Source organism: Acrocarpospora corrugata (assembly GCF_009687845.1).
GTDB classification, from domain to species: Bacteria; Actinomycetota; Actinomycetes; order Streptosporangiales; family Streptosporangiaceae; genus Acrocarpospora; species Acrocarpospora corrugata.
Genome location: NZ_BLAD01000049.1, coordinates 38,357 through 57,729, shown reverse-complemented (window position 1 = coordinate 57,729; position 19,373 = coordinate 38,357). Strand labels below are relative to the sequence as shown.

Annotated in this window: 15 protein-coding genes; 4 read left to right on the top strand and 11 right to left on the bottom strand. The window is 68.3% G+C overall.

Features of this window, described 5'->3' with window-relative positions; all coding sequences use genetic code 11:
• Nucleotides 1–18: 18 nt before the first annotated feature.
• Complete coding sequence (locus Acor_RS16280) at nt 19–2,301, top strand: FG-GAP-like repeat-containing protein (protein WP_155337501.1); 2,283 nt, start codon at nt 19–21, stop codon at nt 2,299–2,301.
• Here Acor_RS16280 and crcB read toward each other — a convergent pair.
• The 11 genes from crcB to Acor_RS16225 form a co-directional block, all read right to left on the bottom strand.
• Nucleotides 2,271–2,645 carry a fluoride efflux transporter CrcB gene (gene crcB / locus Acor_RS16275; RefSeq protein WP_155337500.1) on the bottom strand — a complete coding sequence of 125 codons (375 nt, stop codon included), beginning with the start codon at nt 2,643–2,645 and terminating at the stop codon, nt 2,271–2,273. The genes Acor_RS16280 and crcB overlap by 31 nt on opposite strands.
• A complete protein-coding gene (locus tag Acor_RS16270; protein ID WP_155337499.1) occupies nt 2,642–3,088 on the bottom strand; it encodes a fluoride efflux transporter FluC in 447 nt (148 codons plus the stop codon). The genes crcB and Acor_RS16270 overlap by 4 nt, the downstream gene beginning before the upstream one ends.
• Nucleotides 3,089–3,104: 16 nt before the next feature.
• On the bottom strand, nt 3,105–4,199 hold the full coding sequence (gene manA / locus Acor_RS16265; protein WP_155337498.1) for a mannose-6-phosphate isomerase, class I: 1,095 nt from the start codon (nt 4,197–4,199) through the stop codon (nt 3,105–3,107).
• A gap of 25 nt (nt 4,200–4,224) precedes the next feature.
• Entirely contained in the window at nt 4,225–6,168 is a 1,944-nt protein-coding gene (locus tag Acor_RS16260) for a cellulase family glycosylhydrolase (protein WP_155337497.1), read from the bottom strand.
• Nucleotides 6,169–6,180: 12 nt separating this feature from the next.
• Nucleotides 6,181–7,137, bottom strand: coding sequence for an ROK family protein (locus tag Acor_RS16255; protein WP_155337496.1), 957 nt, complete (start codon nt 7,135–7,137; stop codon nt 6,181–6,183).
• A gap of 59 nt (nt 7,138–7,196) precedes the next feature.
• Nucleotides 7,197–9,611: a glycoside hydrolase family 2 protein gene (locus tag Acor_RS16250; RefSeq protein WP_422664811.1), complete on the bottom strand. Its 2,415-nt coding sequence runs from the start codon at nt 9,609–9,611 to the stop codon at nt 7,197–7,199.
• Nucleotides 9,608–10,387 (bottom strand): ABC transporter ATP-binding protein, encoded by a 780-nt coding sequence (locus tag Acor_RS16245; protein WP_155337612.1) that lies wholly within the window; start codon nt 10,385–10,387, stop codon nt 9,608–9,610. The genes Acor_RS16250 and Acor_RS16245 overlap by 4 nt, the downstream gene beginning before the upstream one ends.
• Entirely contained in the window at nt 10,387–11,328 is a 942-nt protein-coding gene (locus Acor_RS16240) for an ABC transporter ATP-binding protein (RefSeq protein WP_155337495.1), read from the bottom strand. Before Acor_RS16240 ends, Acor_RS16245 begins: the two co-directional genes overlap by 1 nt.
• Entirely contained in the window at nt 11,329–12,234 is a 906-nt protein-coding gene (locus Acor_RS16235) for an ABC transporter permease (protein WP_155337494.1), read from the bottom strand.
• On the bottom strand, nt 12,231–13,226 hold the full coding sequence (locus tag Acor_RS16230; protein WP_155337493.1) for an ABC transporter permease: 996 nt from the start codon (nt 13,224–13,226) through the stop codon (nt 12,231–12,233). Before Acor_RS16230 ends, Acor_RS16235 begins: the two co-directional genes overlap by 4 nt.
• 95 nt (nt 13,227–13,321) lie before the next feature.
• Nucleotides 13,322–15,076, bottom strand: a complete 1,755-nt coding sequence (locus Acor_RS16225) for an ABC transporter substrate-binding protein (RefSeq protein ID WP_155337492.1) — start codon at nt 15,074–15,076, stop codon at nt 13,322–13,324.
• A gap of 333 nt (nt 15,077–15,409) precedes the next feature.
• Between Acor_RS16225 and Acor_RS16220 the strand changes: the two genes are divergently transcribed.
• From Acor_RS16220 to Acor_RS16210, 3 genes are all read left to right on the top strand, one after another.
• Nucleotides 15,410–16,420, top strand: coding sequence for a LacI family DNA-binding transcriptional regulator (locus Acor_RS16220; RefSeq protein WP_155337491.1), 1,011 nt, complete (start codon nt 15,410–15,412; stop codon nt 16,418–16,420).
• Between the two features lie 124 nt (nt 16,421–16,544).
• The gene (locus Acor_RS16215) at nt 16,545–17,912 is read left to right on the top strand and encodes an LCP family protein (protein WP_155337490.1); all 1,368 of its coding nucleotides are present in this window, start codon (nt 16,545–16,547) and stop codon (nt 17,910–17,912) included.
• 84 nt (nt 17,913–17,996) lie between these two features.
• Entirely contained in the window at nt 17,997–19,373 is a 1,377-nt protein-coding gene (locus Acor_RS16210) for an LCP family protein (protein ID WP_155337489.1), read from the top strand.

Below are 19,373 nucleotides of genomic sequence, written 5' to 3'. Positions count from 1 at the left end.
AGCCAGGAGGTGGAGCACGTGGACAGCGCTCGCAGGAAGCTCGGCAGGGCCGTGCTGATCAAGGTCGCGATGGCCGTACTACTCGCGGGCACCGCGATCACCGCGGGCGGCGCGGAGGCGGCGGCGCTGGCCCCGCTCAACCTCGCCGAACGCGGGGAGAGCGTGGTGCCCGGCCAGTATCTGGTGGTGTTGAAGGGCAAGTCGGGGGCCGCCGCCCGGGCCAGGTCGATGGGCATCCGGGTGGACCGGGAGTTCAGCGTCACGATCAACGCGTACGCCGCCAAGCTCACGGCCGGGCAGCTGCTGGCCGTACGGAAGGATCCTGACGTGGCGGGCGTCTACGCCGACCATGTCTGGAAGGACCTCGGCGAGCCGATGTCGCTGGGGCCGCCGACGTCGTCGGACGCGCCCGACTGGTCGGCCGACCGGATCGACCAGCGGCATCTGCCGCTGAACGGCAAGTACCGCTTCCAGGCGACCGGGGCGGGGGTCAGCGCCTACGTCGTCGGGTCGGGCATCCGGCGCACCCACCTGGAGTTCGGGGACCGGGTCAAGGAGGGCTTCAGCACCGTCGCGGACGGTCGCGGCACCGACGACTGCACCAGGAACGGCACCTTCGCGGCGGCGCTGGTGGGCGGCCTGACCCGGGGCGCGGCCAAGGACGTCTCGCTCGTGCCGGTCCGGATCAGGCCGTGCGACAGCATGCCGAGCGACATCAGCTTCCTGGCCGGGATCGAGTTCATCACCGAGGACCACCTGGCGAAGGGCGGGCCCTCGGTCGCCGTCATGACGATCGGCCACGCGAACTCGGACGGGCACGGCCCGCTCAACGCCGCGCTGACCACCTCCATGCTCCGCGGCGTGGTGTGGGTCACCACGGCGGGGGACGCCGACTTCGACCTCAACGCCTGCGACGTCTACCCGGGCAGCCTGGGCACGCTGATCAACGTCGGCGGGTCGACCCGCGACGACCACCGGGCGAGCAGGTCCGCCAAGGGCGGGTGCGTGGATCTGTTCGCCCCGGGCGCGAACCAGACCTCGGCGTCCAGCGACGCCGACGACGAGTTCGTCTCCCATGACCGGGCCGACTACGGGGCCGCGCTGGTGGCCGGGGTGGCGGCGCTGCATCTGGAGCGCGACCCGGCCGCCCAGCAGCAGACGATCAAGAACCGGATCATCGCCGACGCGACGCCCGGCGTCCTGGACGACATCGGCTCGGGCTCGCCCAACCTGCTGCTGTACTCGCTGACCCAGTTCAGCAGCCAGTGGAACTTCTGGGTCCAGGACCCGGACGCGACGCTGCTGTCCGGCGACTTCGACAAGGACGGCGACCAGGACATGGCGCTGACCGGGCCGGACCACTGGGTGACGCTGCCGGTGGCCTTCTCCAACGGGGACGGCTCGTTCAAGGTCACCAACCTGCCCGTCAACCCGGCCTGGATCAAGCGGTCGGCCGACCCGAACGCCAAGTTCGCGGCCGGGGACTTCAACATGGACGGGTACGCCGACGTGGTGGTGACCGGCGGGCCCAACGCCACCCGGCCGCTGGTGGCGCTCTCCAACGGCGACGGCACCTTCACCATGAGCACCTTCACGCTCACCGGCGAGTCGCAGGTGTGGGCTCCGGACCAGCCCAACACGAAGCTGGTCGGCACCGACCTCGGCCGCAACGGCATCGGCGACCTGCTCCTGGTCGGTCCCAACCCGCCGGGCGTGCCGGGCGACACCCTGGTGCAGGCCGAGGCCGTCCCCCAGGCGTTCCGGGTCGCCACCAAGGAGGCCGACGTGAGCTGGCCGGAGTTGGCGTCGGATCCGGACGCCCAGGTGGTCTCCGGTGACTTCAACGGCGACGGCGACATGGACCTCGCCCTGGCCGGCGGCGAGGACTGGGACATCGTCGCGATCGCCTTCAACAACGCCCAGGGCGGCTGGGACTTCCACTACTGGCCGCCCGGCCACGACTTCGCCGGACACGCGGCCGAGGACAACGCCCACCTCGTCGCGGGTGATTTCGACGGTGACAGGGTGGACGACCTGGCGGTGCTCGGCACCGACCTGGCTTCGGTTCCGGTGGCTTTGTCCAACGGGGACGGCTCCTTCCAGGAGGTCTCCGACCACCGGCTGAAGGAGATCCCTGTCCTGGCCCAGGACGTGAACGTCAAGCCACTCACTGGCGACTTCAACAACGACGGCGCGCTCGATGTGCTGTTGACCGGCGGTGACGGCTGGTACACGGTCGAGGTCGCCTTCGGCAAACCCGGCGAGAGTGGTTATACCTTCACCAGCGAGCCGATCGCCTGACCGATCACCAACCCCAGCGTGGCGGCCCCCAGCCCGGCCGTCACGCTGGCGGTGACGTTCGCGACGGCGTAGAACCGCGATCCCTCCTGTGTCAGCCGGACCGTCTCGTAGCTGAAGGTCGAGTACGTGGTGAGCGCCCCGCAGAAGCCGGTCCCGGCGAACACGGCCACCGACTCCGGGACCGGCAGGCCGACCAGCAGCCCCAGCACGAACGACCCGGCCACGTTGACCGCCATCGTTCCCCACGGAAAAACCGAATCATGCCGGGCCTGGATAAACCGGTCCGTGAGATAACGCAGCGGCGCGCCAATGGCCGCACCCAGGGCGACCAGCAGGACAGTCACCGGACCAGCCGAAGCGTGACCGCCGTACCCGCCCACGCGGCGGGAACCGCGGCCACCAGCGTGGCAGCCAGATACGCAAGCGCGATTCCAGCGGAACCACTATCCATCGCCTGCTGAATGTCGAGCACATAGGTGGAGAAAGTGGTGTACCCGCCCAGCACCCCGACCCCCAGGAACGGGCGCAGCAACCTGACCGTCCACACCTCGGTTACCAGGACCATCAGCACGCCGATCAGCAGGCACCCGGACACGTTCACCAGGAACGTGGACCACGGGAACCCGCCGGGCGCGTGCGGCAGCGCCACCGACAGGCCGTAGCGGCCCAGCGCGCCGATGGCCCCGCCTGCCGAGATGGCGGCCAGGACGGGGAACGGCGTCGGGCGCAGTTCGGCGCGGACGCTGGGGTCGTGGAGGTCGACGTCGGAGTCGATGGGTTCGCGCATCGCTCTCCCAGCATCGTCACATCCGGGGCTCCGCGCAAAACACCGTGCCGGTGCCCGACAGTTCCAGCGCGCCATCCGCCGCCCCGGCGAAGAGCGCCTCCGCCGGATCCAGTTTGAGCTCCTCCCCTGCGGCGTTCCTGACGCTCGCCACGCCGTCCACGCAGATCAGGATGCGCGGGGCCGCGCCGGGCACGGGGTAGGCGTCGCCAGGGACGAAGCGGCGGAGCTGGAACTCGGGGGACGGGGTGAGGTAGACGTCGGCGACCGGCTCGATGGACGTGGGCTGCGCGGCCGGGTCGGTGATCCGGAGGAGTTCCTCGATGTCGATGGGCTTGGGGGTGAGGCCGGCCCTGAGCACGTTGTCGGAGCTGCCCATGATCTCGACGCCGAAGCCGCTAAGGTAGCAGTGCAGCACGCCCGCGCCCAGGTAGAGCGCCTCGCCGGGAGCGAGTTCGTGGTGCCGCATCAGCAGCGGGGCCAGCACGGCGGGATCCTCGGGGTACTGCTCGGCCAGCAGGTCGACCAACGGGTGGCCGGACGTCCGGACCAGATCCTGAACCAGCGTGGCGCGCTGGTCGGCGGGCCACCCCAGCAGGACGCGGAGGGCGGCCAGCACGTCGCCGACGGCCAGCGCGTCGGCGACCGGCGTGAGCGCGGGCAGCCCGAGCGCGCCGACCAGGGCCGCGGCCTCGCCGGGCGGACGGAACCCGGCGAGGGCGGAGAACGGGGTCAGCGCGCAGATCATCTCCGGCTTGGGCCACGGGTCGGAGTAGTTGTGGTCACCTCGGAGGAAGCCTTCCGCGGCCTGCTCCAGGGAGGGGTGGACCTGCATGGACAGCGCTCGGTCCACCGCGATCAGCTTCAGCAGGTACGGCAGCCGCTCCCCGAAGCGGCCGATCACCTCGGTCCCGAGTTCGGCCACCGGATCGGCGGCGATCACATCATGCAGCGCGATCCCCGGCCCGCCGCGGCTGAGCAGCGACGGGCCGGAGGGATGCGCGCCGAGCCACAGCTCCGCCTCGGGCCCGGCCGCGGACCGCCCGGTGAGCGCGGCGATGGCCGTGCGGGAGCCCCAGGCATAGTCCTTGATCGGGTTGGTCAGCAGATCCACGTGGCATCCTCGGGAAGGTCAGCGGCTATTCAGCCCTAATGTTGTCAATGTCAAACGTGCCTGGGCTAATCCAGAGGAACATTCCTCGCACATCCGCGAGGTCCTCCAGTGAACAGGACATGTCGGTGGTCAGGTCGATCTCCACCGGAACCACGCTGTCCTGGTTCGCCCAGGTGAAGTTGGATTGGCACCAGGAGAATTGTGGCCCGAACTGCAGGGCCACGGCGACCGACGTGCCCGCGGGACCGGTCTTGAGGTCCCACTTGAACTGCGATTTGTTGGCCAGGTTGGCCGGTTCTGGGAAGGTCGCGCCGAACCACGCGCCGCCGGTGGAGTTGATCCGGAGGCCGGAGACGCCGTCGGTCGCGTACGCGGAGGTCTGCTCGACGTTGCCGGCGTCGGGCTGCCAGTTGCCGGGGGCCCAGCCCTGGATGCCGTCCTCGAACGAGAACAGCTTGATCGCGGCGGTCGGGTTCGGCTTCACGGTGACCGTGATGTCGGCCACGTTGGAGGTCCGCCCGGCCGCGTCCTTGATCGTGTAGTGCGCGGTGGCCCGCCCGGCGAACTCGGCCGGCGGCGTGTACGAGACCTTGCCGTTCACCAGCGTGAAGTTCCCAGACGTGGTCTGCCGCCCGGCGACGGCCGGATCCAGGTCGATCGTGTTCCGCTGCACATAGGTCCGGTACGCGATGTCGTTGGCCGCCACGTCCAGCGTCGCCCCCGTGCCGGACTCGACGGTCGTGGCGTCATGGTCGGCGACCGGCGGCATCGACCGCTGCCCGGAGGTCAGCTCGGTCCCGGCGTTGGTCAGCGTCAGGCAGACCGGCGACGGGCAGTACACCGTGAACCCGTCGTAGTCCGGATAAAAAGTGTTGTCGTCCTGGATGCCGGACAGAATCCAGTACAGCCAGCCGGTCCCGCCGGCCGACCGCACCGCCTCGGTCCACTGCTGGTAGACGACATTCCGGACGGCCTTGTCGCGGAAACCGAACTCGCCGAGCAGGGACGGCTTGCCGAGCTGGCGGGCTTTCTGAATGTGGCTTCTGATCCACTCGGTCCCCCAGGCGGCGTCCTTCTGCCAGCCGTCCGGGTAGAGGTGGAAGGACATCACGTCCACGGCCGGGAGCCGGGTCAGCGCGGTGTTGTCGACGCCCTCGCCGCAGTTGATGGTCCAGTCCGAGCTGGCCGGGTCGGTGCAGCGGAAACCCTCGTCGCCCACGCCGACCAGGTGTTTGGCGTCCTTGGACTTGATGAAGCGGGTCATCTCGTCGGCCCAGGTGGTGAGCGTCTGCGGGGTGCAGGTGGCCGACTGCGGGTAGAGGCCGGAGCCCTTGCAGCGCGGCTCGTTGCCGAGCTCCCACATCAGGACGGTTGGGTCGTCCTTGTACTTGACCCCGGTCAGGGTGTTGGTGCGGTTCAGGACGTGGTCGATCCAGGCTTTGTACCAGCCGCGGATGGTGGGGTCGGTGTAGAAGTCGTCGTGGTTGTCCAGCCCGGCCCAGCGGACGTACTGGTCCATGCCGCCGAAGTCCGCCCAGTTGTTGGTGAACGGGATGATCAGCTTGATCTTGTTCTGCCGGGCCTTGTAGAGCACGTAGTCCAGGCGTTCCAGGCCGTCCGCGCCGTCGTTGTAGGCCGGTTTGGTGCCGTCCCAGTACTGGAAGTAGACGCCGTCCGCCTTGCCCGCGACCGAGTTGCTGCCGTCCTGGTTGCCGATGTCGAGCCAGCCCCAGGTGCGCACGGTGTTAAACTTGGCGGCGGCCGCGTCGTCCAGCATGTCATCGGTCATCAGGCGGGATTTGTACATCAGGTAGTAGTTGTTGGTCCCCACGAAGTTGAACTTCTTGCCGTTCAGGTAGAGGTCGGAGCCCTGGCGTTTGACGAAGCCGTCGTTGTTGCCGTGGGCCAGTGCCGGGGTGGCGATCAGGGCCGCCGATAACGCCATGGTCAGGATGGCGGTGAATCTCACGGTTGCTCCTTTTCAGGATGGTTGGTCCCCGAGAACGAGGGCGGCGGCGCCGAACAGTCCTGCGTCGCGACCCAGGGAAGTGGCGTCCACCCGGAGGCGGTGCAGGAAGTCCATGCCCGCCTGACGGGCGATGGCCTGCCGCAGGGGGACCATCAGGGTGGGTCCCGAGGCGGCCACGCCGCCGCCGATGACAACGTTGTCTACGTCAAAGAGGGCCGCGGCGGTGAGTATCGCGGTGCCGAGCGCGTCCGAGGCGCGCTGGAACGCGAGTCTGGCGACCGGGATGCCGCGTTTGGCGTCGGCCGCGAGCGCGCGGGCGTCCACCGCGCGCCCGGCCCAGAAGGACGGCTCGACCGCGCGGCGCCAGCCGTTGGCGAGCGCCCAGCGGACCATGCTGGGGCCGCTGGCGATGGTCTCCACACAGCCGGTCGCGCCGCACGGGCAGGTGTCGCCATCCCGGTCCACACTGATGTGCCCGATGTGTCCGGCATTTCCGGTGGGGCCGAGGTAGGGCGCGCCGTCCACGACCACGCCGCCGCCGATCCCGGTGGACACGACGATGCCCAGCAAGGTCTTGTACGGCCCGGCGTCCGCCGCCCGCTTGCCGTACGAGCCCTGCCACCACTCCCCGAGCGCCATGCACTGGGCGTCCCCCGCGAGCCGCACCGGCAGTTCGGGCAGCAGCTCACTCACCGCCTTGGCCAGGGGAAATTCCCGCCAGGACGGGATGTTCACCGGGCTCACCGTGCCCGCCAGCACGTTCAGCGGCCCGGCCGACCCGATCCCCACCCCGGTCAGCCCGGACTCACCCGTCAGTCCGGGCACCGCGATCCGGGCGACCAGTTCGGCCAGGGTGGCCGTCGCGTCCTGGCCCACCGGCAGTTCCAGCCGGGCGGTGATCAGCCCGGTGGGTTCCACCATGGCCGCCGCGAACTTCGTCCCTCCGATGTCGATCGCCAGTACCGTCATGTTCCGCCCCTCCGTCAAGAGAACTTTTCCGGAACCATCCCATATCGGGCTTTAGGGCATCACGAGCGGGTCTCGTTGACACAGCGCAGCACCGGATACGCGGTCAGCGCGTCCGAATCCACGTCTCCGGTGACGTGGAAGGTGGCCGTCTCGCCGGGGAGCAACGTGACGAGCTGGTCGTCGATCGTGGCGTCCGGGTCGAGGCGGTCCGGGAAGATCGCCAGCTCGCGGACGAGGGTTCTGGCGGTGATCGAGACCCGGAGGCCGCCGTCGGCGGGTTCGGTGGTGACGTCGAACTCGGCGGGCGGGAGGTCGGTCGCCGGGTCCTCGGTGAAGAAGTGCAGCGCCCGCGCGTCGCCCAGGGTGGCGACCAGCAGCTCGCGCGCGGGGTGGGCGGCGGCCAGCGAACCGGTCAGCGGGACGGCCAGCGTGCCCCGGGCGGGCACGGCGACCTGGACCTGCTCCTTGGCGAGCGTCTCGCCCCCGATCGACTGCCGGACCACCGCGAGTTCCCCGGCCCACTCCTCCCCGGTGTCGTTGACCACGACGAGCACCTCATCGCCGTCGACCCCGTGCGCCGCCCCCACCGACGAGTCCTGAAATGTCAGCAATCGGTCGGTGAAAGCGCGGCGCAGGCCGTACCAGAGCGGCTTGCGGCGGCCGTCGCCGTCGACGGCGGCCCACGAGGTCACCGGCCAGCAGTCGTTGAGCTGCCAGACGATCGTGCCCATGCAGTACGGCGCGAGCGCCCGGAACCGCGTCACCCCGAACGCCATCGCCCGCGCCTGGTTGAGCTGGGTGTAGTAATGCCAGTCGTCGAACCCGGCCGGCGCCGGCAGATGCGCGCCCAGCCCGCGCAGCAGCTTCCCGTTCCCGTCCACCGCCTTCTGGTGGTGCATGACCCCCTTGGACGTCGGCGTCAGCGGTTCGTCCGCGACCGACCGCCGCAGCGTCGCGTACGTCGGCGGCCCCTGGAACCCGAACTCCGCCACGAACCTGGGCTGATAGGTCGCGTAGAAGGTGTAGTCCTCCCGGTTCCACACCGTCCAGATGTGCGTGGACCCGTGCGCCGGATCGTTCGGCGTCAACTCCGGCGACCCCGAGTAAGGACTCCCCGGCCAGTACGGCCGCGTCGGATCCAGCTCCCGCACCACCCGCGGCAGCAACTCGTAGTAGAACCCGGACCCCCAGCTGCGCCCGTCCAGCTTGTCCTGCCAGCCCCAGTCCGCGTGCCCCTCGATGTTCTCGTTGTTGCCGCACCACAGCACCAGGCTCGGATGGCTGGCCAGCCGCGTCACCTGCTGCCGCGCCTCCGCCTCCACCTCGAACCGGAACGGCCCCTCCTCCGGGTAGGCCGCGCACGCGAACGGGAAGTCCTGCCAGACCAGCACGCCGAGCGCGTCGGCCAGCGCGTAGAAGTCCTCGCTCTCGTACAGCCCGCCGCCCCACACCCGCAGCGTGTTGGCGCCGGTCCCGGCGGCCTGGTCGAACCGTTCGGCGAGCCGCTCCCGGGTGACCCGGTTGGGGAAGCAGTCGTCGGGGATCCAGTTGAAGCCCTTCATGAACACCGGCACGCCGTTGACCACGATCCGGAACGCGTCGGGTTCCAGTTCGACCGTGCGGAAGCCGATCTCCTTGGTCCACACGTCGTCCTCAAGGCTGACGGTGAGCGGGTAGAGCGGCTGGTCGCCGTAGCCGCGCGGCCACCACAGGTCGGGGTCCTGGACGGTCAGGGTGACCACGGCGGTGCGTTCGCCGGGCGCGAGCCGGACCTGCTCGGTGACGCCGGCGACGGACGCGGTCAGGGTGAGCGGGACCTGGGTGGCGCGGTCGGCGGTGACGTGCACCTCGACCTGGCCGACGCCGTCGGTCACGGTGACCAGCGGGCGGACCTCGGCCAGCCGGGCGGTGCTCCAGGTGTGCAGGTGGATCGGCCGCCAGATGCCGGAGGTGACCACGGTCGGGCCCCAGTCCCAGCCGAAGTTGCAGGCCATCTTGCGGATGAACTGGTAGGGCTGCCCGTAGGCCCCCGGCCGGTCGCCGAGCGCGGCCCGCTGCTTCTCCGCGTACGCGTACGGCGCCTCGAACAGGATCTTCAGCGTGTTCCGGCCGACCACGAGCAGGTGTTTGGCGGGAAACCGGTAGGACCGATGCTGGTTGGCGGTCTGCCCGATCTGCACCCCGTTGAGCAGCACGGTGGCCACCGTGTCCAGGCCCTCGCAGACCAGGTCGGCCCGCTCGTCCTCGGTTCCGTCCCAGCGGAACGCGGTCTCGTACGACCAGCCGGTCCGCCCGATCCAGGTAAGTTTGACCTCGTTGTCGTCCAGGTAGGGATCGGCGATGACCCCGGCCGCCAGCAGGTCGGTGTGCACGCATCCGGGCACCGTCGCCGGCAGTCCCGCCACCACCGGGCGGGACTGCCCGGTCGAGGAGACCGCCGTGACGGTCCAGCCTTCGTGCAACGTCGTGATCACACGCCCTCCCACTTCCGGTGCAGTTGCGGTACCGAGGCGAGGAGCTTCCTGGTGTAGGCGTGCTCCGGGGTCTCGAACACCTTCTCGGTCGGCCCGTACTCGACGATCCTGCCCTGGTGCAGGACCACGGTTCGTTCGCTGATGTAGTTGCCGAGCGCCAGGTCGTGGGTGATGAACAGCACGCCGAGGCCGCGCAGCTTCAGGTCGGCCAGCAGGTTGAGCACGTCGATCCGGGTGGAGGCGTCGAGCATGCTGGTGATCTCGTCGGCCACCAGGAAGTCGATGTCCAGCAGCAGCGCCCGCGCGATCAGCAGCCGCTGCAGCTGGCCGCCGGACAGCTGGTGCGGGAACTTGTTGGTCACCGCGCCCGCGTCCAGCCGGACGTCGTTGAGCGCGGAGGCGACCTTGTCCCGCCAGACCCGGTCGTCCTCCTTGGGGAAGTAGACCTCTTTGATCATGCTGAACACCCGGTCGGCCTTGAAGATCGGGTTGTACGAGCTGAACGGATCCTGGAAGACGCCCTGGACTTTGCGGTAGTACGCGCGTTTGTCCAGCTTGGTGATGTCGTCGCCGTCGAAGGTGATCGTGCCGGCCTGCGCGGACATCAGCCGGAGCACCATCTTGCCGATCGTGCTCTTGCCGCTGCCGGACTCGCCGATCAGCGACACCACCTCGCCGCGGGCGACCTCGAAACTGACCTCGTCCACGGCCGTCATGGTCTTCCCGCCGAAGGCGCCGACCCTGAAGACCTTCGAGACTTCCTGGAGTTTCAGCATCATGCCTTCCAGCACGCGACGAAGTGATCCTTCTCGACCTCGACGGCCGGGGGTTCCTCCCGGCACTTGTCGAAGGCGAGCGGGCAGCGATCCTGGAACCGGCAGCCCACCGGCGGGTTGAGCAGCGACGGCGGATTGCCGGGGATGCCGGTCAGCTTCTTGTCCGCGTACCGCACCCCGACCTCGGGCAGCGACGAGATGAGCAGCTGGGTGTACGGGTGCTTGGCCCGGTTCACGATCGAGTCCGCCGGAGCCTTCTCGGCCAGCTTGCCCGCGTACATCACCATGATCGTGTCGGCCAGCTGGTTGGTCAGCGAGATGTCATGGGTGATGAAGATCATGCTCTTCACGAAGCCCAGCTCGCGGAAGCCCTTCAGCGTGGTGACCACGGCCTTCTGGGTGGACACGTCCAGCGCCGAGGTGATCTCGTCGGCGATCAGCAGGGACGGGTTGAGCAGCGTGGAGATGACCATCACCATGCGCTGCTTCATGCCGCCGGAGAGCTCCAGCGGATATTTGGTCAGCACGTCCCTGGACAGTTCGACCAGGTCGAGGCGGCGGTGCAGTTCGGCCAGGTCGACCGTGACGCCGCGGGAGTCGAGCAGTTCGCGGACCATCCGGCCGATCTTGCGGGTCGGGTTCATCGCGCTCATCGAGTACTGCGGGATGATCGACACTTCGGTGAACCGGAACGGGTTCATTTTGACCGTGTCGCCGATCGGCAGGTTCTCGCCGTCGAGTTCGACCCGGCCACTGACGTGCTTCATCCGGCCGTCCATCCGGATCAGCGCCTTGCCGAGCGTGGTCTTGCCGCAGCCGGACTCGCCGGCCAGGCCGAGGATCTCCCCGTCGGCGACGTCGAAGCTCACCCCGTCCAGGGCCTTCACCTCGCCGCGCAGAGTCCGGTAGTAGACCCTCAGGTCCTGCACACTCAGGGTCATCTAGAGCTCCCTCAGCTTGGGGTTGAACACCTCGTCGAGGCCGACGTTCGCGACGTACAGGGCGCCCACGATCGCGGTGATCGCGGCGCCCGGCGGGATGAACCACCACCAGAGGCCCAGATGGAGGGCGCTCCACTGGTTGGAGTGGTTGAGCATCAGGCCGAGTGAGACGCCGTCGGTCGGGCCGAGGCCGATGAAGTCCAGGGAGGAGGCGATCAGGATGGAGCTGCCGAACAGCAGGATGAAGGTCATGAACAGGTAGGAGCTCATGTTCGGCGCGATCTCCCGCAGGATGATCCGGCTGGTCCCGACCCCGCTCAGCCGGGCCAGGTCCACGAAGTCGCGGCTCCGCAGCGAGAACGTTTGGGCCCGGATCGCCCTGGCCACCCACGGCCAGGAGGTGAGGCCGATGAACAGGGCCTGCATGCCGACGCTGCGGATGCCCAGGTAGGCGTTGATGATCAGCAGCACGGCCAGGGTCGGGATGACCAGGACCACGTTGGTGATCATGTTGAGGACCTCGTCGACCAGGCCGCCGCGGTAGCCGGCCACGAAGCCGATCACCATGCCGATCAGCGCGGACAGGCCGCCGGCCAGCAGGCCGACCTCGAAGGTGCTGCGCACGCCGTAGACGAACTGGGCCAGCACGTCCTGGCCGAAGGTGGTGGTGCCGAGCCAGTATTCGGTGGACGGCGGCAGCATGGGCAGGCCGACGTACTCCATCGGCGGGCGGTCCACCAGGAACGGCCCGATGATCCCGATGAGGAGAAATATCGTGACGATGGTGACGCCGACCAGGAGTTTCCCGTTGCGTACGGCGAAGTAGAGGGCCTCGCGGCGCACGCTGATCGGCGCCGTGCCCGGATCCGGCGCGGTGATCGCGGTGATCGGATCGGTGGTCGTCATGTGGTCGCCCCTGTCATTCCGGCCCGGGTCCGCGGATCGACGATCACATACACGATGTCGATCACGAAGTTGGCGATCAGCACGCCCAGGACGATGAACAGGAAGGTGCCCTGGAGCAGGAAGAAGTCCTGGTTCTGGATGGCCTTGAGGATCAGGCTGCCCAGGCCCGGATAGGAGAACACGATCTCGGTGACCAGCGCGCCGGCCACCAGCACGCCCAGCTGCAGGGCCAGCCCGGTGATCTGCGGCAGCACCGCGTTGCGGAAGGCGTACCGCCGGATCAGCCGGTGCGGCGCGCCGAGCGCGGCCAGGTAGTTGGAGTAGTCGGCCTCCAGCTCATAAATGATCATGTTCCGCATGCCGATCGCCCAGCCGCCCAGCGCGACCAGGAACAGCGAGGTGAACGGAAGCAGCCAGTGCTGGAGCAGGCTGCCGACGAACTCCCAGGACAGGTTCGGCTGCATCGCGAAGCTGTAGCCCCCGGCCACCGGCAGCACCTGGAACACCACCCCGAACCCCCAGCAGAGCAGGATCGCGATCCACATGTACGGCATCGCGGTCAGCACATACCCGATCGGCAGCACGGTGTTGTCCAGCAGCTTGCGCCGCGCGGCCAGCGCGCCCGCCCAGTTCCCGACGAACCAGCTGAGCAGGATCGACGGAATCATCAGGCCCAGCGTGTACGGCACCGCGTCCAGGATCACATCTGCCACCGGCAGCGGATAGGCCCAGATGCTGATCCCGAAGTTCCCGCTGAACAGAGCACCCCAGAAGTTGAAATATTGGGAAATGAGTGGGCTGTCGAAGCCGAACAGGTTGCTGTAGTACTGCTGCATCGCGGCCACCGCCGCCGGATCGGAGACCCGGGCCCGCGCGACCATGCTGGCCACCGGATCCCCCGGCATGAAGCGCGGGATCATCCAGTTCACGGTCACCGCGACAAAGAACGTCAAACCGTAGATAAGCAGCTTCCGGCCAAAATACTGTCGCAAAACATCCTCCGGGGGATTCGTCCCCCGACCTGGCCAGGCGGGGGATACGGGCGGGCCCCCTCGCGCGGGCCCGCCCGATCCTTCGAGTGCGGCGGCTACGCCCCGGCGGGCTGGAGCTCCGTCAGCACGAGCACGCCACCCAGTTCGAGCCAGTTCCGCCACATGGTGGGCGGGTTCTTGGGCGTGTTCGGCGCGTCCGACGGCCAGTTCTTCCAGACCGAGTTGCTGACCTGCGACCAGAGGCCGTTGTACCAGAGCGGGATGACCGGCATGTCCTCCAGTTGGATCTTCTGCAGCTCGGAGGTGATCTTCTTCATGCCCTCGACGTCATCGGTCTTGGTGGCGTCCAGCTGGCCCACCAGCTCCCACGCCTTGGCGTTCTCGTACCGGCCGAAGTTCACCGTGTTCTGGAGCTTCTGCACCGGCATGTTGAAGACGTAGTCGTAGTAGCGCTCTGGCGTGTTCGACAGCTGGCGCTCGTTGTTGATGAGCATGTCGAACTTGCCGGTGCTGCGCGCCTCGACCAGGGCGTTGTAGTCGGGGAACTCGGGGGTGAGGCTGACGCCGACGTCCTTGGCGCTGGCCGAGATGACCCGGATGGACTCCATCCAGTCGGTCCAGCCGGTCGGCACGATGATCTTCAGGTCGATCTTCGAGCCGTCCTTGTTGTTGACGAAGCCGTCGCCGTCGGTGTCCTTGTAGCCGGCGTCGGCCAGCAGCTGCTTGGACTTCTCCGGGTCGAAGCTGAAGCCCATCGAGCCGGTCACGGCCTTGTCGACGTACTTGTCCCACTGCGGCAGCATGCCGGTGGGGTCGGCGGGCTTGACCAGGTTGCCGTACACGTTCTCGACGATCCGCTTGGTGTCCACCGAGAAGGCCATGGCCTTGCGGAAGGCGGGGTCGTCCATCGGCTTCTTCTTGGTGTTCAGCACCAGCCACGCGGTGTTGGCCGACAGCATGTACGGCGCGTCCGCGTAGTAGGTCGACACCCCGAAGTTGCCCTTGACCAGGTTGGCCACGCCGGGCAGGAAGTTGTTGCTGAGGTCCAGGCCCTTCTGCAGCAGCAGACCCATCGCGACCTCGTTGCTGGAGTTCACGATGTCCACGATGTACTTGGGCTTGACGTCCTTGCCGAGCGCCTTGACACCCCACCAGTCGTCACGCTTCACCCAGGCCTGCCGGTCCTGGTCGTGGCTGTGGTAGTTGTACGGCCCGGTGCCGACCGGGTTCTCGTTGGCGAAGTCGACGACCTCTTCCGGCTTGACCGACTCCCAGATGTGCTTGGGCACGATCGCCCGCTGGTAGACGTGGTTGGCCCACTGCTGGTAGCGGGCCTCCTTGAAGGTGAACTTCACCGTCTGCGGGTCGACCACGTCGGCCGACTGCAGGAAGGTCCAGATGTTGTGGTAGGGCACGGTCTCGATCTTGCCGAGCTCGAAGGTGAACTTCACGTCGTCGGCGGTCAGCGGCTTGCCGTCCGACCAGGTGATGCCCGAGCGGAGCTTCAAGGTGTATTCCTTGTCGCCGGTCCACTCACCGCTCTCGGCCAGCCAGGGCTGGAACTTGTCGGTGGCGGCGTCGTACAGGAACAGCGTCTCGTACAGCAGACCCTTGGTGCCGGTGGCCGAGTCCCACTCGCGCAGCGGGTTCCAGTTGGCCGGTGGGCCCCACATCGTGCCACTTGAGTAGAGCGTCTCGTTCCGCGGGAACGAGTTGGAGTCGGCGGGGGCCGCCGCGCTGGGCGCGGCGGCGGAACCTTGCGTCGATGGCGTCGTGTCTCCGCTCGAACAGGCGGCCGTGACGAGTCCGACCGCCAGGAACGGGATCAGAAACCGAGTTCGGTTTCGCATCGTTTGTCTCCTTCCTCCTCGCGGGTCAGACCGCGTGGAGGTCCGTACATCAGCAGGCCTAATCCCCGATGGATCTGGACAGCACTGTGGGAGCGCTCCCACGTATGCAAGCAGCACGCTCCCGGCTCCGAACAGCCGCCGCGTCTCGACTCCCTTCCCGTCGTACGGGTGGCTGAACCGGATAAGTACCGTGACCGTAAAATCTGCATGTCGGGGGTGTCAATAGGGGTGTTATGAGGTGTGATGGCACCGAGACATTTCCCGAAGGCGACGTAGTAAGGTGTGCCCTGTCCAAGGGGGACTAGACCGGTTCAGTGAACGTCAAGGTGGACAGTGAGAAGACCGACCATCGCGGACATCGCGCGGCAGGCGGGCGTGTCGAAGGGCGCGGTTTCTTATGCGCTTAACGGACAGCCCGGGGTATCGGAAAGCACCCGGGCCCGGATCCTGGCCATCGCCGAGGAGATCGGCTGGCGGCCGAACAGCGCCGCGCGGGCGCTCAACGGCGCGCGCGCCAACGCCATCGGCCTCGCGCTGTGCCGCCCGGCCCGGATCCTCGGCATGGAACCGTTCTTCATGGAGTTGATCAGCGGGCTGGAGGGGGAGCTGTCGGCGCGGTCCTGCGCGCTGATGCTGCAGGTGGTCCGGGACCACGAGGCCGAGATGGCGGTCTACCACCGCTGGTGGGGCGAGGGGCGGATCGACGGGGCCATCGTGGTCGACCTGCACATGGACGATCCGCGCATTCCGGTGCTGGAGGCGCTGGGCATGCCGGCCGTGGTGGTCGGGCATCCGTCCGCGTCTGGGTCGCTGGTGCCGGTGTGGTCCGACGACGGGGCCGCCGTACGGGAGACCGTGCAGTATCTGGCCGCGCTCGGGCACCGGCGGATCGCGCGGGTGGCCGGGCTGCCGAAACTGGTGCACACCGCGATAAGGGATCGGGCTTTCAGCGAGGCGGGGGCCGAGCTGGAATCGTGCGTGACCGTGCACACCGACTACACCGGCGAGGAGGGGGCGCGGGCCACCCGCCGCCTGCTGGCCGCGCCGCACCGGCCCACCGCGATCGTGTACGACAACGACATCATGGCGGTGGCCGGGCTCTCGGTGGCCCAGGAGATGCGGCTGACCGTGCCGGCCGACCTGTCCATCGTGGCGTGGGACGACTCGCCGCTCTCCCAGGTGGTGCGGCCGCCGCTGACGGCGCTGAGCCGTGACATCCCGGCGTACGGGGCGCATGCCGCCCAGCTGCTGCTGGCGCTCATCGACGGGACCGAGGTGGCCGCCCTGGAAGACCAGGCCGCCCGGCTCAACCCGCGGGGAAGCACCGGCCCGCCCCCGGCATAGTTCACAACTTTTCCTGAATTTTCGGCGTCTCAGGGTGTGGTGGACATGTGGCTCCGATCTGACGTTCAGGCCGGCTCGCTACACTGACCGCCGTTTTCCATAGCGATCATCCAGGAGTGAGCACGTGAGTGCTGTCGGGGTGCGCCCGGTGCCGAAGTGGCGGGCGTGGTTGTGGGCGTTCCTGGCCGGTTTCCTCGGCGTCCTGGTGGGCGCGGTCACCTATCTGGTCGTCGGCGTCGTGACGCTCACCGGCAACGTGACGCACGAGCAGATCCCGCAGAAGGAGCTCGGCCCGCGCCCCACGAAGATCGCCACCGAGGCGATGAACGTGCTGATCGTCGGCTCCGACAAGCGGGACGGCGCGAACGCCCGCTACGGCAAGTTCGGCGGCGAGCGCACCGACACGATCATCCTCGCCCACGTCTCCCCCAAACGGGACGGCGCGCTGCTGATCAGCTTCCCCCGGGACTCGCTGGTCCAGCTGCCCGGCTGCCCGGCCCGCGCGGGCTTCCCCGGCCAGCGCGAACACATCGGCATGATCAATGAATCCTTCAACTCCGGCGGCATCGTCTGCACCTGGAAGACCATCGAAGGTCTCACCGGCATCCGGATCGACCACTTCGTGAAGGTCGACTTCACCGGTTTCAAGGAGATGGTGAACGCCCTCGGCGGCGTCCCGATCTGCGTGCCGGAACCCGGCATCGCCGACCGGAAGGCGCTGCTCACCCTGAGCGCCGGCCGCCACCTGCTCAGCGGCGAGCAGTCCCTGGGCTACGTCCGGGCCCGCTACAGCCTGGGCGACGGCTCCGACATCGGCCGGATCCAGCGCCAGCAGATGTTCCTCGCCTCGATGGCCAAGAAGGCGATGAGCGGCGAGACCCTGGCCGACCCCGCCCTGCTCTTCGACTTCCTGGACGCGGTCACCCGCTCGATCACCACCGACCCGCAACTGTCCGTCGGCGTCATGAAGGATCTGGCCGTCAGCGCACAGGGCATCACCGCGGGCCAGATCCGGTTCGTCACCGCGCCCTGGCGTTACTCGCTGACCAGCCCAGGCCGGGTCGAATGGGTGCAGCCGCAGGCCGACCGCCTGTTCAAGATGGTCGCCTCGGACCAGGTCTCCGCCAACCTGGCCACCGGCGAGCAGAAGATCCCCAAGTCCCAGATCCACATCATCGTCCAGAACGCGTCCGGCCGGGCCGACCTCGGCACGATCGCCGCCGCCAACCTGGAACAGCGCGGCTACCACATCGTCCGCGTCCAGCAGGCCCCCACGTACGCGCCGAAGACCACCATCAAGTACACCCCCAACGGCCTGACCCGGGCCCCCCGCCTGTTCCGCGAAATCAAGCGGACCACGACGTTCCGGGTCGAGGCCGGCACGACCGAGCGCCTGGTGCTGGTGGTCGGCGCCGACTGGGAGGGCCTCAAACCGCCGAAGACCCTGGACGACATCGACAGCTTCGACGCGACCCACGACACGTGCGGCTGATCGGCCCCAGCTCTGACCAGCCAACTAGCCTGTTACTAGCCCTGCTAGATGGGCATAGAGGGGCATAACGGACTGGGAGCGTTCATGCGCGAGAACAGGAGCCTGGGTCGGGCGTTGGGGCTGACCTTGAGTTCCGCTCTGCTCTGGGGGTTCGCGCATCTGTGGGTGGGCCGGTCCAGGATCGGGCTGGCGCTCGCCCTGATCTACACGGCCCTGCTCGCGTCCGGCATCGCCGTGGCGACCACGTTCCGCACCACCGCGCTCGCCCTGCTGGTCCGGCCCGGCTGGCTCAGCGCCGTCGTCGTGATCACCCTGGTGGTCGCCGTGTTCTGGGCGCTCGTCATCATGGCGTCCTACCGGCTGGTCCGGCCGCAGCCGCTGACCGGCGGGCCCCGCCTGTTCGGTGGCGCGCTGGTGGGCGCGCTGTGCCTGGTGGTGATGGCCCCTCTGGCGTACGCCAGCCGGGTCGCCTACGTCTCGCACGACCTGATGACCACCGTCTTCGCCGCGCCCCGCAGCTCGGTCTTCCCGTCCGGCGGCGACCGGGAGCACGTGGAGTACCTGGCCACCAAGCCCCGGGTCAACATCCTGCTGGCCGGCGCCGACGCCGCCAAGAACCGCCCCGGCGCGCGCACCGACAGCATGACCGTGGCCAGCGTCGACACCAGGAACGGCCAGACCGTCCTGTTCAGCCTGCCGCGCAACCTGGAACACGTGCCGATGCCCGAGGGCCCCGCCAGGGACGCCTTTCCCGACGGTTTCACCGGCGGCGGAGACTCACCCGGCCTGCTCAACGAGGTCTACCAGTGGGGCGAGGACAACCCCGCCCTGGTCCCCGGCGTCCCTGACGGCCAGCGCGGCAAGACCCTGCTGAAGGCCACCGTCGGCGACATACTCGGTCTCGACATCGACTACTACGCGATGGTCGACATGAAGGGCTTCGCCCAGATGATCGACGCCATCGGCGGCGTCACCGTCACCGTGAAAGAGGACATCGTCTACGGCACCTACCGTGAGGGCCTGGTCAAGGCCGGCACCCGCCGCCTCACCGGCGAGGAGGCCCTCTGGTTCGGCCGCTCCCGCACCGACAGCGACGACTACGTCCGGATGGGCCGCCAGAAGTGCCTGCTCAACGCCGTCGCCAAACAGGCCGACGCGATGACCGTCCTGCGCGGCTTCGAACAGATCGCCACCGTAGCCAAACGCTACGTCTCCACCGACATCCCGCAAACCCTCCTCCCCGCCCTCCTCGACCTCTCCACCAAAGTCAAACTCGCCCAAATCCAAAGCCTCCAGTTCGTCCCCCCACTGATCAGCACCGCCAACCCCGACTGGACCTTCATCCACACCAAGGTCAAAGAGGCCATCACCACCCCCGTCCACCCCGAAATGCCCTCCCGCCGCGAAGCCCTCCTCACCCAGCCCCCAGACGCCGTCTCCCTCGACGCCGCCTGCGGGTGA